At 49.0% G+C, this 18,690-nt stretch carries 12 protein-coding genes; 5 read left to right on the top strand and 7 right to left on the bottom strand.

Annotated features, from left to right (window positions below; translation table 11 throughout):
• Window positions 1-129 precede the first annotated feature (129 nt).
• The 3 genes from ABC831_RS09220 (at window position 130) to ABC831_RS09210 (ending at window position 4,424) form a co-directional block, all read left to right on the top strand.
• On the top strand, window positions 130-1,683 hold the full coding sequence (locus ABC831_RS09220) for a BCCT family transporter (RefSeq protein ID WP_343247853.1): 1,554 nt from the start codon (window positions 130-132) through the stop codon (window positions 1,681-1,683).
• A gap of 203 nt (window positions 1,684-1,886) precedes the next feature.
• Window positions 1,887-3,158 carry an MFS transporter gene (locus ABC831_RS09215; protein ID WP_343247982.1) on the top strand — a complete coding sequence of 424 codons (1,272 nt, stop codon included), beginning with the start codon at window positions 1,887-1,889 and terminating at the stop codon, window positions 3,156-3,158.
• Between the two features lie 45 nt (window positions 3,159-3,203).
• A complete protein-coding gene (locus tag ABC831_RS09210; RefSeq protein ID WP_343247852.1) occupies window positions 3,204-4,424 on the top strand; it encodes an amidohydrolase family protein in 1,221 nt (406 codons plus the stop codon).
• A 161-nt stretch (window positions 4,425-4,585) separates the two neighbouring features.
• On the opposite strand, the gene ABC831_RS09205 is transcribed toward ABC831_RS09210, so the two are convergent.
• The 6 genes from ABC831_RS09205 to ABC831_RS09180 all read right to left on the bottom strand — a co-directional run bounded on the left by ABC831_RS09205 (window position 4,586) and on the right by ABC831_RS09180 (window position 12,616).
• On the bottom strand, window positions 4,586-5,197 hold the full coding sequence (locus ABC831_RS09205; RefSeq protein ID WP_343247851.1) for a 4Fe-4S binding protein: 612 nt from the start codon (window positions 5,195-5,197) through the stop codon (window positions 4,586-4,588).
• A 628-nt stretch (window positions 5,198-5,825) separates the two neighbouring features.
• Window positions 5,826-7,865, bottom strand: a complete 2,040-nt coding sequence (locus ABC831_RS09200) for a beta-galactosidase (RefSeq protein ID WP_343247850.1) — start codon at window positions 7,863-7,865, stop codon at window positions 5,826-5,828.
• On the bottom strand, window positions 7,862-8,809 hold the full coding sequence (locus ABC831_RS09195; RefSeq protein ID WP_343247849.1) for an ABC transporter permease: 948 nt from the start codon (window positions 8,807-8,809) through the stop codon (window positions 7,862-7,864). The genes ABC831_RS09200 and ABC831_RS09195 overlap by 4 nt, the downstream gene beginning before the upstream one ends.
• Window positions 8,810-8,833: 24 nt before the next feature.
• Window positions 8,834-10,069 carry a sugar ABC transporter substrate-binding protein gene (locus ABC831_RS09190; RefSeq protein WP_343247848.1) on the bottom strand — a complete coding sequence of 412 codons (1,236 nt, stop codon included), beginning with the start codon at window positions 10,067-10,069 and terminating at the stop codon, window positions 8,834-8,836.
• A 63-nt stretch (window positions 10,070-10,132) separates the two neighbouring features.
• Window positions 10,133-11,101, bottom strand: coding sequence for an ABC transporter permease (locus ABC831_RS09185; protein ID WP_343247847.1), 969 nt, complete (start codon window positions 11,099-11,101; stop codon window positions 10,133-10,135).
• 15 nt (window positions 11,102-11,116) lie between these two features.
• Window positions 11,117-12,616, bottom strand: a complete 1,500-nt coding sequence (locus tag ABC831_RS09180; protein ID WP_343247846.1) for a sugar ABC transporter ATP-binding protein — start codon at window positions 12,614-12,616, stop codon at window positions 11,117-11,119.
• A 167-nt stretch (window positions 12,617-12,783) separates the two neighbouring features.
• On the opposite strand from ABC831_RS09180, the gene ABC831_RS09175 reads away from it, so the two are divergent.
• A complete protein-coding gene (locus tag ABC831_RS09175) occupies window positions 12,784-14,364 on the top strand; it encodes a response regulator transcription factor (RefSeq protein WP_343247845.1) in 1,581 nt (526 codons plus the stop codon).
• Window positions 14,361-16,163, top strand: a complete 1,803-nt coding sequence (locus ABC831_RS09170) for a sensor histidine kinase (RefSeq protein WP_343247844.1) — start codon at window positions 14,361-14,363, stop codon at window positions 16,161-16,163. Before ABC831_RS09175 ends, ABC831_RS09170 begins: the two co-directional genes overlap by 4 nt.
• Here the strand turns inward: ABC831_RS09170 and ABC831_RS09165 are convergent.
• A complete protein-coding gene (locus ABC831_RS09165; RefSeq protein ID WP_343247843.1) occupies window positions 16,135-18,288 on the bottom strand; it encodes an alpha-galactosidase in 2,154 nt (717 codons plus the stop codon). The genes ABC831_RS09170 and ABC831_RS09165 overlap by 29 nt on opposite strands.
• Window positions 18,289-18,690 lie beyond the last annotated feature (402 nt).

Below are 18,690 nucleotides of genomic sequence, written 5' to 3'. Positions count from 1 at the left end.
TCATTATCCACTGTTTTTTTCAATAAATCAACCGTTGGTTATTGAAATATTTGCAAAAGTAGTGCATCATAATTATTAAATTCAATTCATTAAACTTAATTTATTAAATTGAGGGGGAAGGATAATCTCATGAAACAAAACAGTTTGTACAAGGCAGTATTTTTTCCATCCATTATCGTATTAATCGCAGCAATACTCTGCATGATCGTCATCCCGGAAGCAACCGCATCCGCCGTCAATTGGATTTTTACTTTTCTTACCTATGATTTTGGCTGGTTATACCTTTTGATTTTCGTTGTCTGCTGTGTGGCCGCTGTATGGATTGGCACATCAAGATTCGGCCGGATCCGGCTGGGTGAGGAAAAAAAGCAGTACTCTGAAGCCAGTTGGGCAGCCATGATGTTTACAGCCGGTCTGGGCGTCGGTCTGATTGTACAGTCTTTTGTGGAACCCTTATATTTTCTTTCGGCCCCTCCCTTTCACGTGGAAGCCATGAGTGACAAAGCTTATGAGTTCGCACATATGTACAGTCAATTCTTATGGGGACCTATGGGATGGGCGTGTTATGTTCCCGCTACGATTGCGGTGGCCTGGACCCTGTATATCAAAAAACAGCCTTCTCTGCGGCTCAGTGCGTCCTGTGAGCCCGTATTGGGCAAGCATACAAACGGAATACTCGGTAAGTTGGTTGATATCATTGTAGTCGTCGGTATGGTGGGAGGCAATGCCACTTCCTTAGGGTTAGGAGTCCCTATTGTGGCGACACTCATATGCCGGCTGACCGGGATCAAAATCAGCATCTGGCTCACGGTCGGTATCTTATTAACATGGTTTGTCGTATTTGGTTCAGCTACATTCTTCGGCATGGATAAAGGGATTAAAAGGTTAAGCACGTTTAACATGTATACACTGTTTGCATTCATTGTGGTCATCGTGCTGGTTAGCCCTGTGCTGGACATTTTGAATCTTGAGATGAATTCCATCGGTTTGATGATCGACAACCTGGGGATGTTACTTCTAGGTACAGATCCCATAACGCAAAGTGGTTTCCCCCAGAACTGGACGGTGTTTTACTGGGCCTGGATGCTCACTTTTATTCCGGTAATGGCTTTATTTACCGCACGAATATCCCGGGGCCGTACGATCCGTCAGGTAGTTTTTGGTGAGGCGATATGGGGCGGTGTGGGTTGTATGTCCGCTTTTGCGCTTTTTGGAGGATACTCCTTGTTTTTACAGCGCAGCAAAAAAGTCGATCTTGTCGGTATTTTAGCTGAGGGGGGACGGGAAAAGGCGATTGTTGCCATTTTAGAAACATTGCCGATGGCTGAGGTTATGATGGTTGTATATGTTGTGCTTTTATTCCTTTTTCTTGCTACCACCATCGATTCCACCAGTATGATGTTGGCATCCGTCTGCACCAAAAACCTGCGCAGCACAGAGGAGCCGGCCCGCTGGCACCGGGTACTCTGGTCCCTGATCCTGATGTTAATGGCCCTTGGACTTTCTGTCGTAGGCGGGCTTCAGGTTATCCAAACGGCTTCCCTTATAGTGGGGGCGCCCCTGATCGCAGTTGCCGTTATCGCTATTATAGCTGTCAAAAAACAGTTTAAAACCTATGAAAGAGACAGTCTCCCGCAGGACTTCCCGGTTCATACTCCCACCACTCGCCGCAATTTACCGTGATGGCCAATCTTATTTTACTTGAATGCTTTAAAGTAGTTGACAAATTCCAAAAAAACTAGTATTTTTTAATTATTAAATCCAATTCAATGAATTGTATTTTATATTTTGCAAATGCAATTTTTACGCAGCGCACTGTGCAGGAGGAACAGTAGTGATCTGCAGTCAAAGACAAACTATTTTATGAGCTAAGAGGGGTGATTCAAATGGGAAACAAATCTGCTTTAAAAGGTAAAGTTTTGCCGTTAAGTTTAATGGCGGCAAGTTGCGGCATGTACAATATTTTATATCTGTGTGTCATCTTTTATGTGCCTTTCCAATCCGCCTTTGGTTATACCAATGAACAAATGGGCGGGTTATTGGCAGCATATGCTCTGGTTGGCACTCCCCTGCTTTTCTTCGGAGGTCTGCTCAGCGATTTGGTCAATCCGAAAATATTGTTGTCCGTCTCCTGTATTGTAACGGGTTTATGTGGTTTTTCGCTATTGACGTTTCCGAGTTATCGTGTTGCCACAGTTATCTTCGCTATTTTGGCACTGCCCATCAGTATGCATTGGAGTTCTTATACAAAGTGCATCGCTATGATGGGGACCAATGAGGAACAGGGACGATTGTTTGGTACATCTAATACGATCGACGGAATTTTAACCACAGTCCTCACCCTTGGTTTGACGGCGGTCCTGGGCAACAGTATCGGAACAAAAGGCGGTTTCAGTATTGTCATTATTGTTCTGTCCACTGTCTATTTTCTCACGGGAATTGGACTGATCTTCTTTTATGATTATAAAAAATACGCAGCACTGAATCCACAGGCCGTTAACTCAAAGAGTGAAAAGTTCACGCTGAAGTCCATCGTCGACTGTTTCAAAGAACCCATTACATGGCTTGCCGCCTGTATGGTGATGGGTTCCTATATGGCTTCCAGCTGTCTTACTTATTTAAGTCCTTATTTGAGCAGTGTTTATGTACTGCCGGTCGCGTTGGCCTCCGCTTTCGGAGTTATTACCCGTTATGGTGTCAAGGTCGTTGCCGCTCCGGTTGGCGGTACACTGCGTGATAAAGTCCTGGGCGGCTCCACCCCAAAGCTGGTCTGGGTGGCAACAGCCGGTATGGCCGTTTTCACAGCAGTTCTCGTTTTTGCTTTGCCCAAGAGTAATGCGTGGGTTCTGCCCGCTGTTATCACGGGCCTGCTGGTCATTTTCTCATTCCGCTTGAACAATAGCTCCGAATCTACCGTATATTATGGACTTAAACGTACCCCGATGCATTTAATCGGGACGATCATCGGACTGGCCTCCGTTATCGGATACAGCTCAGATTTGTGGCTTCCCAAGGTTATAGGCGGATTACTTGACAGAAAAGGCAACGATGGTTACATATACGTTTTCGCGATCATGATCGGCGCTATGCTTCTTAATTCTGCGGCTGGTTTTATTATGTACCGCATGGCAAAAAAGGAGAAGGCCGCTGCGTCTTAAATGGTGTCATCTTTAAACAAATCTAATTTAAGGAGGATTAAAAATATGAGCGTTGTAGCTATCCGTAATTGTAACTTTATCAGAGAACTGACGGAAGGAACTGATTTGTTAACAGGTGACCTCCTGTTTCGGGATGGTGTCATCGCAAAGATTGCTCCCTGCGGCACTGCTTTTGAAGATGTTGAGGAAGAGATAGACGCGAATGGTATGACGGCCATGCCTGGTCTGATCGATGCGCATATCCATTTGACATCGATCCGGGATATCATTGCGGAGGGTTGCTTTATCAGTGATTGTACCCGTGCATTTGAGTCCTTAAACTATGCGCAGACGTTGCTTGGCCTCGGTTATACGACTGTGCGTGACTGCGGTGAGGATAAGGCTTTTTCAGTTGTGGCGACCCGTGATGCGATCAATGCCGGAATGTTTGCCGGCCCGAGAATTCTGTGCAGCGGTATCACGATGTGCCCGACAGAGGCAGGCAGTCTGCCCGAGCAGGATTTTGGTTATATGATGCCTTATAATGTGGACGGTCCCATGGAAATGCGCAAGTACTGCCGTTTGAATTTTGCGCATGGCGTGGATTTTATTAAATTATACGGAAGCGGTTCTATGATGGGTGCGGGCAGTAATCCGGGGCTGCCCTTATTCGAAGATGATGAAATTATAGCGGCAACCAATGTTGCCAGACAGAAAGAATCCTATTGTGCGATCCACTGCCATGGATCAGATGCAATCTACCAGGCAGCCAAACTAGGGGTTGAAACAATTGAGCACGCCAGCTTTATCGATGACCGCGCGCTGGATATCCTGGCGGCGAAACCAAACTGTGGTATTGTCCCGACACTATCCATTACCATTGATTTGATCGAACATACCGATCCCAATTCTGATTACGGCAAACGTGTAATCCCGAAGGTCTCTGCTTTAATCGAAAAAATCAAGGAACATCTCGGCCATGCCTACAAGCGTGGGGATGTTCTGATCGGATGGGGCACCGATATAGGGATTCACTCTTATCTGCGCGAGCCTGGCGCAGAATTCCGTATCCGCAAGGAAATATACGGCTGGGATAATGTTGAAATCCTCAAACAGGCAACCATCAACAGCGCTAAGCTTTGCCGTATTGATGATGTTACCGGCAGCATCAAGGTCGGCAAGTGCGCCGATGTAATTCTGGTTGATGGCAATCCGGCTAAGGATTTGAGTATCATGTATGGCGGCGGTGCGAAGCACGTTTTCCGTGCAGGCGTACAGTACAAATAGATGCCTTGGCAGCTTTCTTTGATGAAAATAAAGCATTCGGTAAAAGCTTAAAGCCTTTTCCGAATGCTTTTTCATTGTATTCCACCGGTCCGGGAGTCTCTGTTCCGGATGCCGATTCTAACATCCGCCGGCTCCTCCCTATGTATCGGTCACGATATCCCTCATGGATGCAGCCTCTCAACCGCGTCCGCCGGGCACATCTCCACACAAAGCCCGCACTGCAGGCAGTGCTCCTCTGCGATGGCATAGATCTTTCCCTCCAGGATCGCTTTCTGCGGACATACCTGAGTGCAGATTCCGCATCCGATACATCTGCCGCTGATCCGGAACCCATTGTGCTCGATCTGTTCCCCCCCGTAAGCGAAGCTTTCCCTGGAAATGGGATAATTCAGCAGATCGAACCACTCTCCATGTCCTTCATAGATATGGAATGCATCCAGAATATACCTGCTCTCTCCCGGATATACCTCGTTCATACCCGGGTTTTCCTCAAATACCCGGTCGATCCATTCTTTTCCCACGATCCTGCATTTACCCAGGAACTTAAGGGACTGACAGTCCGGACACATGGCGGACAGCGCTACCTCCCCCCGGTCCGTCAGCTGCTTATAAAAGGGTTTTCCCTTGGAAGTAACGATGTACATTCCGTCATCTGTGGCAATCATGACGTTGATGATCCGTGTCTGGGGATGTCCCTCCCCATCAACCGTCGCCGCAGAGGCGATCTTCACTTTTCGGAACATATCCACATATTTTTTTGCTTTTTCGTTCATTATCCACATATCCTCCCGTTTCGTTGTTATTTGTTTATTCTATAGTACACCGGGCAGACGGAGGATACCAGTATGCACTTTTTTGTAACTTAGGGGGCCTTCGGGATACTATTGGGATATTTGAATGTTATTTGTTGTAGTAGGATTTAATTTTATGTTATCTAATATCTGATTAAAATAGTTTAAAATAGCTCTGGTTAAAATACACTATATAACAAATATACTATGTGATCATTGAATTAGATTTTTCATCATGTTAGAATATTAATGTATAATTGAACAGAAGTCAGAGGATAGTCTGGTGGTTTCCTTCGGAAATAAACGGAGGAGGAATTGGAGCATGAACACGCTTGAAGTGTTGACATTGGTGCTGGTGATTTTCACCGCACTTGCTTACATAGACAACCATCGGAATAAAAAATAGCTATCCTCTACGGCCAATAGAGGATAGCGTGTAACTAAAAATCACATTGTAATCCGAAGTGCAATCATCAGACCGCCAATGTCTTTTGATTACTTCTAAGTAAATTATACACAGGGTACTTGATTTTTTCAAGTACCCTTTTTAATTGATAGTAATTGCATTTTTAATTGATAGTAATTACATTGATATTAATTGATTAGAATACTAAGCTCCTCCTGTCCCAGGTCCCAGCCTCTCGACGCGCATCCCATAACCGGGAATCACGATATTCCTCTGCGTCTCCAGCTCAGCTGCGTAAGCCTCATTCAGTTCAACATCAACATCAGCGCCGCTATGGTTTAGAAATATTCCATAACGTCCCTGTTCTCCCCGCTTCGGAACATATTCCACATCTGCCGGCAGCCTCCGCGGGGTAATACCGGCGATCTGAAGAATCATTTTGACTACTTCCGAGTAATCTTCCAGATCGCAGCCAGCATAGATCACATTTCCCTGGCCATAACGGTTCCAGGACACCGCGGTACTGCCCTCAAAATATCCGCCCCCATACAAACACAGGCTCTTTGCACAAACAGGCTCCAACACCTCGCACCGCATCCTGGCTCTGCCAACTACACCACCTGTACTCTGCTTTGACTGTGTTTTCCCGTCGTTTTCCTGGGTCCTTTTCCCGTCTACTCTCAAAATCGGAATACTTTCATCATAAATCGTGTCAAATTCCTGCACCTTTACAGAGGCCATCTCCCGGAACACTCCCGGCAGGGTCTGATCCGTCATACGGTTCTCCCCGGTCCGTTCCCCGCACAGCATGGTCAGTACCAGCGTACCGCCTTTTTCCGCGTACGTTTCACATTTCCTGCTGAATTCCTCCGAGGCCAGGCTCAGATACGGCACCGCGACCACCGGATACTCATGAAATGGTGCCGATCCGTCCGAAACCGCGGCGGCGATTCCATTTCGTCCGAATCCTTCATACCAGGCTGTCACCTGTTCCCGGTAATCGAACTTGTCATGATGCCTTTGGAACTCATGGACAAATTTATTATCATAATCGCAGACTACCAACGCTTCATAATCCGTCTCCATCCCCAGGAATCTCTCCTGTTCCCGGAGTTCCCGGATCGTCTCCTGAATCTCCCGATATCTCCGCCTGGGAATCCCGTCATGATCCAGTATCCCATACCAATACTGTTCCGCCCCGAACAGGCAGCTTCTCCAGCGGAAATAGAACAGACTCTGTGCGCCATGGGCCGCTCCGCACAGACTCCACAGCCGCAGCTGTCCGGGAGCAGGCGTATTCCCCAGTATATTCCATCCGCAAGGGCCGCTCTGCTGTTCCAGTATCCAGAACGGTCTGCGCTTATAGCCTCTGGTCAATTCATAGCAGAAGCCGATCTTCGCCATGGAATTGCAGTCCCATTCCGAACGGGGATAGGCGTCATATCCGGCGTAATCCAGCATTTTTGCCAGCTTATAATTGTCGCAGTATTCCGATACGATATTATGGACCACAGGCAGATCCGTGACAGCCCGAAGCGTATCGCACTCCATCCGGGCATAACTGATCAGTGAATCGGATGAAAATCTTGCGTAATCCAGCAGTAATCCCGGATTATGAGTATGGCGGCTGTAGGAGTCCGTCACCGTCCTGGCAGGCAGAACGATCTGGTCCCAGTCCGTATAAGTCTGGCTCCAGAATACCGTTCCCCAGCTTTGGTTCAGATTCTCAAGCTTACTGTACTTCCGCTTAAGCCACCGTACAAAAGCAGCCCGGCAATTTTCACAGTAACAGCGCACCTCATCCTCACAGCCCAGTTCATTATCGATCTGCCAGCCGATAACCAGAGGATTTCCCCGGAAGTGTTCCGCCATCTTCTGTATGATCTCACGGGAATACTCCTGGTACTTCGGATGGTTATAGCAATAATGCCTGCGGCTTCCGAATCCCAGCACATGTCCGTCCCGGTCCACCCGGTACAGATCCGGCAGTCTTACACAGACCCAGCGGGGAGGGGTGGCAGTGGGCGTGCACAGGACCGTTCTGATCCCGTGCTTTCCCAATACCTCCATCGCTTCCTCATACAGGCTGAAATCATAGTTTCCGGGCTCTGGTTCCATCACCGACCAGCCGAATTCCCCCATCCGCACAGCCTGAATCCCCAGCTCTTCCATCAGCCTGGCGTCGGTCTCCCAGCGTTCTCTGGGCCAGTGCTCCGGATAATATGCAGTTCCGACTATCATCATACGGCCTCTTTCCTCTTCCGAAAGGTCAGTTTGTCTTTATTGATACTGATTGCCATAAACAGGATCATAAACAATCCGGTTACCACCTGCTGCAGTGTTCCCGGCAGTCCCATGGCGATCAGTCCGGAATTGATCATGGTCATGCTGAACACGCCCAAAAACACGCCCAGCATAATGTCACAATAGCGCTCCAGATATTGCCCGATAAACACGCCCATAAACGGAGGGAACACCATGGACATCGTATTCATCCCGCCCTTGGGGGCGATGGCGCCGCCATAGCTGACCTGCAGAATACTGGCGATGCCCACGAAAATCCCGCAGATCACAAAGCACAGAAACCTGACGTTCATCGTTTTAATCCCAATACTTTTCGCAATCATTTCACCATTTCCAACCGCCCGCACATTATATCCGAACTTCGTGTGATGATACAATACATAGGCCAGTAGATATGCCAGAATCCCCACACCAAAGATATACGGCGACTTGCCCAGGAATCCGATCGAAGCCGGAATCGTTATACTGGCTCCCCCGTTAAACAGGGTCCCGGCGGACTCATACACCAGCATCAGTCCGATCGTCACGATTATGGAGGGAATCTTAAATACGGAATAGATCGTTCCTGTCAATGTTCCCAGCAGCACCGAGGCCAGAACCGTAACCACGATCAGCCCCGCGATTCCAAAATACTGTGCGGCAAACGCCCCCAGAAGTCCGGCCAGGACCAGCTGCGCCCCCGAGCTGAAATCCCATGTATCGATGACCAGATTATAACAAAGCCCAAACCCGATCACAGAGTTAATAATCGACTGCTGCAGCATAATCATAATTCCGGTTGGTGTTCCAAAGCGGTCAGGCTGGCACACAAAGAAAATCAGAAATACGATCAATGGCATGGCAATCGGAACGATCAGATTTTGCAGTTTCAATTTCTTCTTCATATGCTCACTTCCTCATCCGCGGATCTATTCCGCATTGTTCTCAGATCCGTCGTCTGCCTGACTGTCAGAATCAGTACCCGCCTGGCCGCCTGCGCTGTGTCTGGCCACCACGTCATCCACACTATAACTGCCGGCGGTCTCCTTCAGCTTATCGATCGTCATATCCGGGTTAAAATACTTCACCATGTCCCGGATTTCCTCTTCATTATAGGGAAAACTCTCACCCTCAACATATTGATAATAATTCACCGCATCTTCCGGAGAAGTCAAATTGACAAAATTCAGGTTCAACGTCTCGCACTGATCCGACAACGGCGTTCCCGCCAGCTTATTCACCATCAGCATATAGGAGAACAGAGGGTCCACAAAATGTCCGCCCGATATCGCATCGATAGCTCCCTCCTCCAGATACTTATCCAGGTCAGAGATAAAGTCCACGCAGGCAACCTTTACCTCACCCGTCTTATTATGCAGAGCCAGTGCCTGTATCACGCCTTCCAGAATCGTATTACTTCCTCCGGTAATAAAGATGCCGTCCAGTTCCGGGAAAGATGCCAGGAAATTCTCCACCGCCTTCGTGGTCTCCGCCGCCGTCAGTGTATTATTCCGCACCTCACTGATCCGGTTCATACCCAGCTCCTGGCACGCCTTATCAAATCCTCTATCTCTGGCGTCCGCTGTGGTATCCCCTTTTTCCATCGTAATTACGCCGATATTGCGGCTGCCCTTATCATACAGGGTCTTTCCCATCCGGTAACCGATCTCTTCCTCATCCTCACAGGTATTCCCCAGATAATATTCACTGCTCTCCACGATCTCCTTCACTTCCGGGTCCGCGATGCTCCTCCAGATCAGTGTAAAATACACCTCGTTCTCCTCGCAGATCCTGGCGATCTTAGGCAGAATATCATCACTATAATTACAGATCGCCACCGCGTCACATCCCGCCGCGATCAGATTCTCCGTAGCCGTAATCTGGGTCTCCGGGGACGAAATATCCGTATTATAGACCATCTCACACCCCAGTACTTCCGAGGCAAAATTCAGCATATCCGCACTGGCCTTTCCCAGATCATCCACCGTAGACCAGATCACCACGCCGATCTTAAACTTCTCGGGAAGCTTCCCAGCCTCCGAAGCCGCCTGAACACTCTGTCCATCCGGATTCGCTTCCTTCTCCGCGCTCTTCCCTGAACACCCAGTCAACGCCATAGCAAACGAAAGAATCAAAACCATAAACACCGCTGTTAACTTTCTCATACCGCAACCTTCCCTTTCTAAGAAGATAATTTTCCCTAAAGTATCAAATCCTGAACAAAAATCCTATTTAATCACCTGCGCGTTCCGCTTATCAAACGTCAGCCAGACCGCCACCAGAAATACCACGCCCTTAATCCCCTGCTGAAGCTTCTCGTTAATATTCCAGAATACCAGCCCGTTAGCCAGCACCGCCAGAATTAAGCTGCCGATCACGGCGCACCGGATCTTAGAAGAAGCGCCCCCTGACAAAGGCATCCCCCCCAGCACCAGCGCGATCAGCACATCGGTCTCAAACAGGTTCCCCGTATTCGTAGCAGCTGACCCGGCTCTCACCATGTTAAAGAAACCGCACAGCCCGCACATGGTAGCCGACAAAGCGTAACCGAATATCCGCATCTTGCTGACCGGGACCCCGGACTGGAAAGCCGCTTCCGCGCCGGACCCAACTGCCTTACAGAACTTACCCACCTTCGTGTAATTAAACGCAAAGCAGGCGATTGCGATTACCACCAGCACTACGATCAATTTTAACCCGGAATTATCATAAATGTACATGGAAAATGGTACGCTGACCGACCCGCCTCCCGAGATAAAGATCGTAAGCCCCCTTAGGACCAACAGAGTACTTAACGTAACTACAAACGACGGAATATGGAATTTTACATACAGCAGACCGTTGGCCATTCCAAATATGAGTCCCACCGCCATTGCGACCGGCAGCGCAAGGACCGGCATCACCTGGGCCGTCCAGGCAGCGCAGACCGCCGTAATCCCCACCATGGAACCCATGGAGAAGTCCACGTCACCCTGCGCCACAATGAAGGAGCAGGATACGGTTCCGATCACCAGTGCGAAAGACTGGTTCAATATCAATTTCATATTCTTAATAGATAATAAGGTTCCCTCGCTGATGACCTGAAAAAACAGAACAATCAGGATCAGCCCGATAAACGGTATAAAGTCCCTTATATTGATCCGGTCCGTAAGCTTTTTCTTTGGCTTCACCAGAACCGGTGCTTTTACCTGAGCCACTTGCCATCCCTCCTGTTAAATCATATATTGTATCAGATCATTTTCCGTAAGATCCGGGCTTCTGTCAAAGGTGCCTGAAAGCGCTCCGTCCTTCAGGATCAGTATCCGGTCACTCATGCCGATTAATTCCTGCAGCTCCTCGGATATCATCAGGATCGATTTTCCCGACTGCTTATACTGGTTCATCAGCTGATAGATCGCCGCTTTGACTCCCACATCGATTCCCCGGGTCGGGCAGTCCAGGATCAGCAGATCCGAATCATTACCCAGCCATTTGGCCAGCGCCACTTTCTGTTTGTTGCCGCCGCTTAACTGGATGCACAGCTGGTCCAGGGAACTCATCTTAATGCTCAGCTTATTGCTCTCCCTGCCGGCCAGTTCTTCTTCGGCCTTAGGCGACACATAGCATCCTTTTTTAATCTTGTCATAGGACGGCAGACAGATATTGTCCCGTATGTTGGACAGCTTCATAACCGACTCCTGATCCCGGTTCTTGGACACATAACCGATCTTTTGGCGGATCGCCGTTCTGGGATTGCGGATTCGGGTCCGTTTCTCCCCTGCGTATACATTTCCCTTCTTCGGCTGCTGGATGCCGAAGATGACTTTCCCCAATTCATGCATACCACAGTCCGTCAGGCCGCCGATCCCCAGGATTTCCCCCTTCTTTAAGTTCAGGCTGATATCCTTGAGCAGGCTGCTGCTGACATGTTCCACCTCCAGCACCACCTGATCCGTCAGGGCCTTCTGCTGGTCTGTCCGGTAGTAATCGTCCTGCACGTCCCGGCCGACCATCAGCTTTCTCATGATATCCGGCGTAATCTCCTCTTTTCTCAGATCCCGGACAAAATTCCCGTCCCGCAGTATGGTCACGGAATCACAGAGCTGTGTCAGTTCATCCAGATCATGCGATATGAAAATGATGGTTTTCCCCTCCTCCCTTAACCGGTTCATCAGCCGGTACAGGATCCTGCGTCCCTTCTGGGACAGCGCAGTCGTGGTTTCGTCCACGATCATCACCTTCACCTCTTCGTACATGGCCCTGGCGATCTCCACAATCTTTCGGTTTTCGAAGGACTCCCCGTCGATCGGATTCTCTGCCCGGATATCGCAGGCTCCGATCTCGTCCAGGATAATCTGCGCTGCCCGGATCATTTCCTTCTTCCGGACGATCCCCATATGGGCGAACAGATTTTCCTTCCCGGCGAACACATTGGCCGCCACACTGATTCCATCGATGGTGCCCATCTCCTGGACGATCATACAGATCCCCTGTCCCGCAGCATCCAGTACCGATTCCGGCTGGTACGGCTGCCCATCCAGGGTCATGGTTCCATCCTCCGCCCTGTAGACACCGGTGATGACAGATGCCATCGTAGATTTCCCGGAGCCGTTTTCCCCGATCAGCCCGTGTATCTCACCTGACCGGAAATCGATGCTCACCTGATTGAGGGCTTTGACGATTCCGAAGGTTTTCGTTATATTCGAAACCGACAAGATCACCTTATCCTCCATTGTTTTCCCTCCCTTTCGAAGCTTCAACGCCTTTGTAAATCAAGTATAGCAACCAGTCCCATGTAAAATAATAAAATATCCGACCTTTTTGTTTACTATCCCATCATGTTCGGGTTCGGATATTTACCATAAATTCCGGCTGTGCTACTATAATATAAAGTTGCTATATGACATATTTCGACACCAGAAAGAGGGAAACGCTTATGGACAGCCTGCAGGTTTTATTAGTGGACGATGAATATCTGGCAATCGAGGATCTGAAACTCATGGTGGACTGGGAAGCCCTGGGATATCACATCGCAGGCACCGCCCATAATGGAAAGCAGGCGCTTGGTATCGCCGGCCGGGAAAAGCTGGATATCATTATCACAGACATCAGTATGCCCGGCATGAATGGTATCGAACTGATCCGGCAGATCCGCAGCAGCCAGCCTCACATGCGGTTCCTGCTGCTGACCGCCTACGCGGAAATCGATTATATGAAACAGGCCTTCCGGCTGGGTGTGGAAGATTACCTGATGAAGGATGAGATCACATCGGACAGTCTGACCGCGAAGCTGATCGAAATAAGGGATAACTATCTGTCGGACCTCCGGCTCAATTACACCTATATCCAGAAAAACCTGCACCACGCTTTTCTGGACAGTAAAGCTGCCATTCCCGAAGGCGTCCTGTCCGTCTTACCGGACAGATACTCCTATCTGGTCATCGCCCCGGATATTCTGTTTCCCTGGGTGGAGGACCACGGGCTGCAGGAACGGTATCCCATAACGAAACGCCTGGCGGATGCCCAGGTTCTGTGTGAAAATTTCAATGATACACATGCAGAAAATCTGTATGTATTTCAGGCTTACAATAATAAACTGGTTATGCTGCTTCAGGTACCGCCCTCTAATTCCGGGGCGTATCTTCATCAGTCTGTCTACTGTTTCACTCAGGCTTTGCACCGTTATTTTACCGATCATATAGCGGAGAGTTTCTCGTTCTTCTATCAGCCCCGGGTACAGCCGCTTGAAAAGCTGCACCAGGATTATTTCTGCCGTCAGAAAACCTTGCGGGCCCGGTATTTTCTGGAAAACAGGCAGATCCGTTCCCTGGATGATCCGGATCTGTTCATCACAAATACCAGGACCGGGCTGTCGGAGTCAAGAATCCACTCGCTTCTGGAAGAAAACCCGGATCAGCTGCTGTCCTTTACGGAAGATTTTTTTGAGAATCTCCTTTCCCAGCATAACTATCTGGGTTTGTCTGAATATACACAGGTCTATTTTTCCTGTATTTTCCACAGTCTGTCCGTGGAGCCGGATGATTTAAAGGACTCCGACCTGGTAAATGCCCGTTCCGTTCACGACTGGACCCTGTCTCAGCTTGAAAAGATCTGCCGCTTGAAAAAGCATAAGCGGACGAGAGAAACTCAGAAGGCGATTCAGTTTATTTCCGATTATTATGCCGACGAGCATCTGTCGGTACAGCAGATCGCCGATGAAGCGGGCTTAAGCACCACCCATCTGGGACGGGTATTCAAACAGGATACCGGCTTCACTGTATGGGATTACCTTACCAGATACCGCATCGAACAGTCCTGTAAAATACTGGAAAAGGAGGATCTGAAGATCTACCGCGTGGCTGAGATGGTGGGTTATTCCTCTTCCCAGTACTTCAGCCAGGTCTTTTATAAGCTGAAGAGGATCAAGCCTATTGATTATAAGAACAGATCCGCTTATGAAAGGAAGGGAGAACCGGTATGAATACAAGATCCAAAATTGGACAGAAGCTGAAACGCCGAACCAACATCCTGGTCATTTTAGCCATACTCACCATCAGCATTCCGTTAATTTTCCTCTTCTCCTGGAATTATGTTAAAAATTCCGTCTATAACATGAACGTCATCTCGGACCAGATCGTCGACCAGATGAATGACAGCTGCAAAAGTGTAATCCAATACGCCGGCTGGATCACTACGGACAAACGTCTGCTCTCGCTGATTAAAGAGTATGATCTTGCTCGGGAAGCGGAACCTTCGCTGTATGCAGAACCCGTTCAGAATACAGATTTTACGCAGATACCAAAAGATTCATCCTACTATGAAAACCTGATTTCAAACCAGCTCACGGAACTGGCCGGAATGAGCGCCTCCATACAGGATATCGTCCTGCTTCTGGACGACGGAAGGGTGTTCCGCTCGGTTTTTATCAACGATTCCGACATCGACAGCATCCTGTGCTCCGACTGGTATCAAAAACAGGAGAAAAAGAATTATCTGAAGTTCTTCTCCCCTGACGGCCAGGACAATTTCACGTTCTGCGCCCCTCTGGAATCCATGTCTGGATTGTATGGAAAAATCATTCTGACTTTCCGGGCGGACAGTCTGATCCAGCTGATTCAGACCGCAGACAAGACCTTCCGCCACTATGTCTGGCTGGATACCTGGAACCAGCCCTTTTATTCCAGCAGCGGGGAAGCCGCTTTTGACTACGCTCCGGTACTGGATCACAGCGCCAGATACCGGTTACAGGAGGATTTTATCCTGAACCGCGGAAGCGGAATCTATATCACACATATCAGTGAAGTGACCCGTTGGAAATTCATTGCGTATGTGCCTTATCATGAACTGCTGGGGAACTTTTTCCCGATCTTTATCATTCTGATCCTATCCGTCCTGTTCGTTGTCCTGCTGGCCAGCTTTATTCTGAATCCACTGATCCGGAATATCATCGAACCGCTGGAAGTCCTCTCCCTGCACATGAAGAAAGTGCCGGACGGCGAAGAGGCGCTGGTGGATATCCGGACCGGCGATGAGATCGAGGATCTGAGCCATGCATTTAACCAGATGGCCCTGGAGCTGCAAAAGCATATCCGAAGGCTGCTGGAAAATGAAAAAACAAAACAGCAGATGAAGTATGGTCTGCTGATCTCTCAGATAAACCCTCACTTTATCTATAACACCATGAATACGATCAATTATCTGGCCAGAAAGGGCAGAAACGAAGATATCGTCGTGTTGAATAACGCTCTGATCCGGATTCTCAAGGACAGCCTGCGGATCAATGACATCTCTGTCTTTGACACGGTAGAGCAGGAAATCGATGTGGTCAAGCAATACATGACGATTCAATCCTGCCGGTATGCGGATCAGATCCGGGTGTTCTGGGAAGTGGCCGAAGACGTGCTGAAATGGAAGATTCCCAAACATATCATCCAGCCCATCGTTGAAAACGCACTGCTGCATGGATTTTTGTCCGAGGATCTCTCTGACTGGGATGAGGAACCCTTTATCAGGATCCAGGTTTATAAAAAAACAGATGCGGATCAACTTGTAATCCGCATCGAAGATAATGGGGTAGGTATCGATATGGAGAATTACCGGAAATTATGTCTGGAAGCGGACCGGCAGGAAGAGGATGAGGCCTCGCGGGGAAACCACATCGGGCTGGCTAACATCAGGTGGCGGTTAAATTATCTGCTGAAGGAGGATCAGGCACTGACCGTGGAACGGGCAGAGCCGCATGGGACGGTGGTTACGATCTTGATTGGGATACAGAATTGAGTGCGCCTTTTTTCATTCTCAGCAGTCTGGCACTGTAAGGCCGCTCCAGTGTTATCTTCAATTCTTTCGTATCAGGGTTCCACTCCGTTGTATCCTCAGCAAAGGAGGGATACCACATTTCAGGCAGTTCCACTTGATCCTGTACAAAAGCCAGCGAAACGGCAGTCTCCTTCTGCGAACCATGTAAACGCCATACCGCTATATAATATGCCTCCCCGCTCTCCAGACAGCAGCACAGCCAGGGGGCGTCCCACTTATGCAAGCCCAGCGGCCAGTGGGGAACCGCCTTCGTTATCTCTTTCCGGTAGCCTTTATAACAAGTGACAGCCTCCGCCACCAGCTGCCTGCACACCGGGGCCAGCTCATCCAGGCGGCCTCCCATGTGGATTCGGAAGAGCATACTATTTACCATATTAAATACCGTATCTTCCGCATCTGAAGCTTTCCCGGGATAAGACCAGATTCCGCACTGCTCCGGGGCCACTGCCGACGCGCTGTTGGCTGCGATGACGGCCATCTTATGAAAATCCTCCTGGTCGCTTAAGGATTGGATACTCATACGTGACAGCATAGCATAATCCATCCGCAGGCCCCCGCTGCCGCAATTTTCCAGGATCAGATCCGGATACTCCGCCTGAATGGAATCCAGCCATTCCAGATAAGCCCGGTTGTGCCCCAGAAGCCCGTCTCCAAGGCTGAACGACTGATAATCGGTGCCAGGCCCGCTGCACATATTATAATCCAGTTTAATATAGCCGAACCCGTAGTTCCCTACCATGTCCCGGATAATCTGTGTGGCCCTGGCCGCAACCTGCTCATTCCGAAAATCCAGCTGATACCTGCCGGAATCAATGACAGGATGGCCATCCCGTTGAAAAAGCCAATCCTTTGGCATCTGGCCTGCAAGACTGCAGTCCACACCGAAAGCTTCCAGTTCCAGCCAGATTCCCGGTATCATATTGCACCGGCGGATTTTATGTACCACCTCCTGCAGCCCGTTGGGATACCGTTCTTTCGATGGTCTGAAATCACCAAAGGTATACTGCCAGTCACCTGCATCATACCAGCCGCAGTCTATTACGAAAACTTCACATCCCACATTTGCCGCCTGACTGATCAGGGGCAGCAGCCTCCCGGTCGTGGAGTCGCCCATGAAACAGTTCATATAATCATTGAAAATAACCGGCAGCCGCTCATAATCTATATGCGGCCGGCGGATTCTGCGACGGTATTTTGTCAGGTGCGCCAGCGCTTCCTCTACGTTTTGTTTTCCAAAAGCCATGGCTGCGGATACGCTTTGGAAGGTCTCGCCAGGATTCAGCCTGATTCTCCAATGATTCTCTTCCAGTCTCGGTCCGCTTAACTGCAGGTAAAAGGAATTCATACACGGATTCTCCAGAAGCGGCCCCCGGTAATCCTTCGCCGCGATTCCAGCCTCCCACGCCCAGGCCCCGTTGGATTCAATCTGCCATACGGCCGATTCGCCATTGGTATGCGTCAGTCCCCCCATGGGCAGATGTTCCCCGCAGGATAAGCCGCTGCTGTTGGAAATATGCACCCGGTCGTAACTTAAATTTCCATAGGCTTCCAGCCCTGCCGACCGCAGGCTCTGTGTCACCCACCTGCATTCCTCCGACCAGGTATTATGAGGCTCATAGAGGATCAGCTGATCCACAGCATTTTCATTATTTTCCTCTATTGGAAATCCATACTGCAGGGAACTGATCCCCTCCAGCGTCAGGGGAGCCGATCCGTGATTCACAATCTCACTGCTGCACCGGAATACGGGTATGCCTTCATATAGTGTGAAGGTGGTCACTACGGTTAAGTCCCCGCATTTCTGAAAAAACCGCAGTTCTTTCCCTGTGGTCCTGTCCAGAATTTCATGGGACTGATAACAGAAATGCAGCTGAGGTGTATCATAATAGTTCTTCGCCCCCCGGAAAGAATAGTTCGGGAGTCCCGGTGTCATGACATCCACGATGCGGCAGCCTTTATATGCCCGATCCGGCTCCCGGTTATTGATCCCTGCATACAGCAAGGTTACCTCTTTGTCTTTTTCATAGGCAAAGATCAGATTCAGATAAGGTTCGGTCAATTTCAGATAGTTCATCTTCTCCTCCATGCGAGTTTCTCCCATTGGTCCGGGTTATTTTCCAGGTGGTTCCATGCCTTGAATACTACTGCTGTAGATGCTGATTATGAAAGATAACACTATTTTAACGGAATGGGCATGAGAAAAAAGTGAAAATATATTCATTTTGTTAAATTTACATGCAGGAATCTTTAGATTTTAGATTAAAAATGAAACTTCGATTAAGAATTTGGTTACGATTCACGGCCATCTTTGGTAAATGGGGATTTTGAGAGGGGACTGGCACCTTTCGGTAGGAAAGCTAAATCTTCAAGTAACTGCGTGGAGAAAGGGGCCTGTCCCCGGATGTTGGCTTATCCGGGGAAATAAAGCGAGTGCTTCCCGAGAAGGATGGACCATTACAGTCAACATCCGGGGACAGGCCCTTTTCTC

Origin of the sequence: Diplocloster hominis (assembly GCF_032380655.1) — a bacterium.
Lineage (GTDB): Bacteria > Bacillota > Clostridia > Lachnospirales > Lachnospiraceae > Diplocloster > Diplocloster hominis.
Note: the sequence above shows the minus strand (reverse complement) of the source record. Positions and strands in the feature narration are given on the sequence as shown.